Annotated in this window: 3 protein-coding genes; 2 read left to right on the top strand and 1 reads right to left on the bottom strand. The window is 47.6% G+C overall.

Annotated elements, in window-relative coordinates:
- Nucleotides 1–239: 239 nt before the first annotated feature.
- Together Q0K92_RS12865 and Q0K92_RS12860 are read left to right on the top strand one after the other, a co-directional pair.
- Nucleotides 240–1,349, top strand: coding sequence for a lytic transglycosylase domain-containing protein (locus Q0K92_RS12865; RefSeq protein ID WP_297326195.1), 1,110 nt, complete (start codon nt 240–242; stop codon nt 1,347–1,349).
- A gap of 395 nt (nt 1,350–1,744) precedes the next feature.
- Entirely contained in the window at nt 1,745–2,734 is a 990-nt protein-coding gene (locus Q0K92_RS12860) for a malate dehydrogenase (protein ID WP_297326194.1), read from the top strand.
- Here Q0K92_RS12860 and Q0K92_RS12855 read toward each other — a convergent pair.
- Nucleotides 2,723–3,630 (bottom strand): lytic murein transglycosylase (locus Q0K92_RS12855; RefSeq protein WP_297326193.1); only part of this gene is annotated, 908 nt, incomplete at its 5' end. The genes Q0K92_RS12860 and Q0K92_RS12855 overlap by 12 nt on opposite strands.

Here is a 3,630-nt window from a genome sequence, read left to right as displayed (position 1 = left end):
CTGGTCCATTTGGCTCGACCTCTGGATCATCCTGCGTACCGTCTGGATCGTCGTGCAAAAAGATAATGCTTACTAAGCTCAGTCAATACGTTATTCAGCTTAACCCCTTCCAACCATAATTGTAATGCTGGCCAGATAGCACCATCTTGTTACTGTCTCACCATTTAGTCAGATATTTTTACTGCAAGCAGTCCGGTTAGCTCTTACAATCTGCTGAATCACATGAATTCTGTATTCCAATGGATAAATCAGCCAATCTCAGCAATCCTGAACCCGGCAACAATACAAAACCCAAACGCAAGCGCAGCCACAATCCGTCAGTACGCACTGGTAAAAGTAAGCCCCTGAAACGGCTGAAAAGAAATCAGCCCAGCAGGCTTAAACAGAAATTATTGCTGACAAGCATAGAAATCCTCGGTTTGGGCGCTACTGCAATCTTGGTGATCATCATGCTGTTGGGTTATTCTGCAAACCGGTTTTCGGGTACCAGTTTTTTCGGTAGTTTGCTGCCGTTCGCTGCTGGCGTATTGATATTAATAGTAGTCGCTTCTGCTTTTCTCATCGGTTGGTGGAAACTCAGGAAAAAATTGCAACTCCATTCTGAATTCTTACCTTTGATTCTATCCTTATCATTTGTTTTTCTAATCGCCTGGTTTGTGACCCACGATCAATTTACTCTGGCTTACGGAAATTTCCGCACACTGGTTGGCGGCAAGGAAGAAGCAGGCCGGATGACAATTGCGCATCAAGTCTATGCGGCTTATCGCAAGCATAACTCAGCACAACTGCAGAAAATGCTTGACCGGTCCCAGGAATACCAACATGCGATCAGAGATGCAGCCAAGGCTTTCGATGTTAATGCCCATCTGTTACAAGGTATCGCGGCAACAGAATCGTCTTTTATACCGAGAGACAGCAGTGATGGTGGGCGTGGCCTATTCCAAATCACCCGAGTCCCCAAAATAGTCATGACGCAGGCACAACAAAAATTGGGTACTGAAAAAATCTCCCTGGAGAATCCCCGGCACAATGCTTTTGTCGGTGCAGCCACATTTAAACACTACTTAGCTGAAATGAAAGATGATCTCTTTTTGGCTTTACTAGCCTACAACATCGGCCCAGCCAACGGAGGCCTGCGTTTCATCATGCAGCAATATGGCGCCACTGATTTCACAACTATCCAGCCGTATTTGCAAACACTGCCTCGCGACTATCCGATACGCGTATTATCCTACTCTCTGGCATTTCGTCTGTGGCAGGAAGAAGGTAAATTGCTTGCGTACGAAGAAGGAAACAACGCTATCCGTATACAGCGTATCGGCATACCAGGACTCTATACCGGTTTGTAATAAACTTGCACATCGCCACACCAAAAGTGCGAGGAATCACACGTTCAAACACATCCGCCCAGAGCAGCCCGTCGAATTTTTTCAGAATTGACATCGCGAATGCGCAGCTATCGACGGATGAATGCGTAACAATAAGTCGTACAGCGCGATAATTTCCCGAAACCCAATACCCCGGAAAGTCCGCTTTATCAAAACCGCGCCTTCGCAAATCTGATCCGGTTTTCCAAAATTCTCTCTTGTATTCTAATATGCAATCAATACCCTATCGTGATTTTTTACTTCTCAAACAAACTTACACTTCCGCGGGACTCTGATTGCAAGTATAATTCGATCACTTTTCCCCATATACCGCCAATTTTCTCAGCCTATTGGTGGCTTTTCGAGGATTGGAAGAAATGAAACCGCCTATTCGTATTGCTGTTACCGGTGCAACGGGACAGATTTGTTATAACCTGCTGTACCGCATTGCAGCAGGCGACATGTTCGGCAACGATCAACCGATTATTCTTCAGTTGCACGATGTTACTGAAGCGCAGCCTTTTTTCGATGCCATCGTCATGGAGTTGTATGACTGCGCTTTTCCGTTATTAACTGAAATTATCACTACCGATAATCCAGAAGTTGCATTCAATAATGTAGATATTGCTTTGCTGATCGGCGCGCGTCCGCGCGGGGAAAATATGGAACGCAAAGACCTCCTCGCAGCCAATAGCCCTATTTTCATTGAACAAGGCAGAGCGTTGAATGTCGCTGCAAAACGTAATGTCAAGGTGCTGGTCGTCGGCAATCCTGCCAACACCAACGCATACATTACCATGAGAAATGCTCCCGATCTTGATCCCAGCAATTTCTCCGCGATGTTGCGCTTGGATCATAACCGCGCCTTATCTCAGGTTGCACTAAAACTGCGGGTGCCGGTGTCGGAGATCAAGAGAATGATCGTGTGGGGCAATCACTCCAATACGCAATTTCCGGATTTAAGCCACGCAACCGTCGGTAATACCCAAGTAATCTCGTTGTTAACAGATTCCGGATGGGTAGAAAATCACTTTATCCCGACTGTGCAAAAACGCGGCGCAGCCATTATCGAGGCGCGTCGGGGCAAATCGAGTGCGGCCAGCGCGGCTAATGCCATTATCAATCATATGCAGGATTGGGTCTTTGGTACCGGGGAAGGTAATTGGGTTTCGATGGGCGTGCCTTCCAATGGTTGCTATGGTATTCCTAGCGGAGTCATTTATAGCTTCCCTGCGACTTGCCAGAACGGCCAGTATCAAATTGTCCAAGGGCTGGAAATCAGTGAACTGGATAAGGAAAGAATGCAAAAAAGCTATCAGGAATTACTGACTGAGCAAGAAGCCATTAAACATCTACTAACGAGATAAGGTACTCACTGCTTCACGAATTGCTATTAGCAATGCGGCATCCAAATGACCATCGGCAATGCGTTGCGTGTTCTGTTGAAAACGGCTGATTGCCTGCCGCGTCGCTGAACCCATTACGCCATCCGCCTCACCCGCATCGATACCCAGTGCTGACAAATCCATCTGCAGTTGTCGTACCTGTTCACGCGTTATTTTTACCGTATCAACCGGTGGCAGGCGCTGTAATGCAGGCGCGCCCGCAATACGATCTGCCAGATGTCCAACTGACAGCGCATAAAATTCAGATCGATTCCAGCGCATGATAATATAAAAATTCTTGCTAACCAGAAAAGCAGGGCCTTGATGACCACCAGGAACAAGCAATGCAGCTCTTTGTTCCGTTGGTGTTAATGCCGCACCAGAAGCAGTAGCAACACCGAGTTTTGCCCACTCGATCAGACTTAACATCTGGTCTCGCCCGGCTAGCGAGTAATCAAAAGATGGCGGTAGCCGAACTTCCTGTCCCCAGTCTAACCCAGGGACCCAACCCAATTGCCGCAAAAAGTTTGCGGCGGATCCCAAAGCATCCGGAATACTGCCCCATAAATCGCGACGCCCGTCCCCATCCATGTCCTTGGCATAACGCAAGAAAGTGGACGGCATGAATTGCATGTGCCCCATGGCACCTGCCCATGAACCAATCATACGTTCAGCGGAGATGTCACCGGCATCAACAATGCGCAGCGCATTGAGCAATTCTTGTGTGAAGAAACTACTGCGGCGTGGATCACAGGCCAGTGTGGCTAATGAGTCGGTTACGGACCAATCGCCAAAATATCCACCGTAGCTGGTTTCCAATCCCCAGAATGAAACCAGATATTGTGCCGGAATACCGCTTTCCTGTTGAATCTGATTCA

The sequence above is a fragment of the Nitrosomonas sp. genome (assembly GCF_024282095.1).
In the GTDB taxonomy this organism is placed as follows: domain Bacteria; phylum Pseudomonadota; class Gammaproteobacteria; order Burkholderiales; family Nitrosomonadaceae; genus Nitrosomonas.
This window is presented reverse-complemented; position numbering and strand designations above follow the sequence as displayed.

Bases quoted from the DNA above. Each gene is read 5' to 3' on its own strand.
- Q0K92_RS12860 (WP_297326194.1), top strand. From the start codon at position 1,745: ATGAAACCGCCTATTCGTATTGCTGTTACCGGTGCAACGGGACAGATT.
- Q0K92_RS12865 (WP_297326195.1), top strand. From the start codon at position 240: ATGGATAAATCAGCCAATCTCAGCAATCCTGAACCCGGCAACAATACA.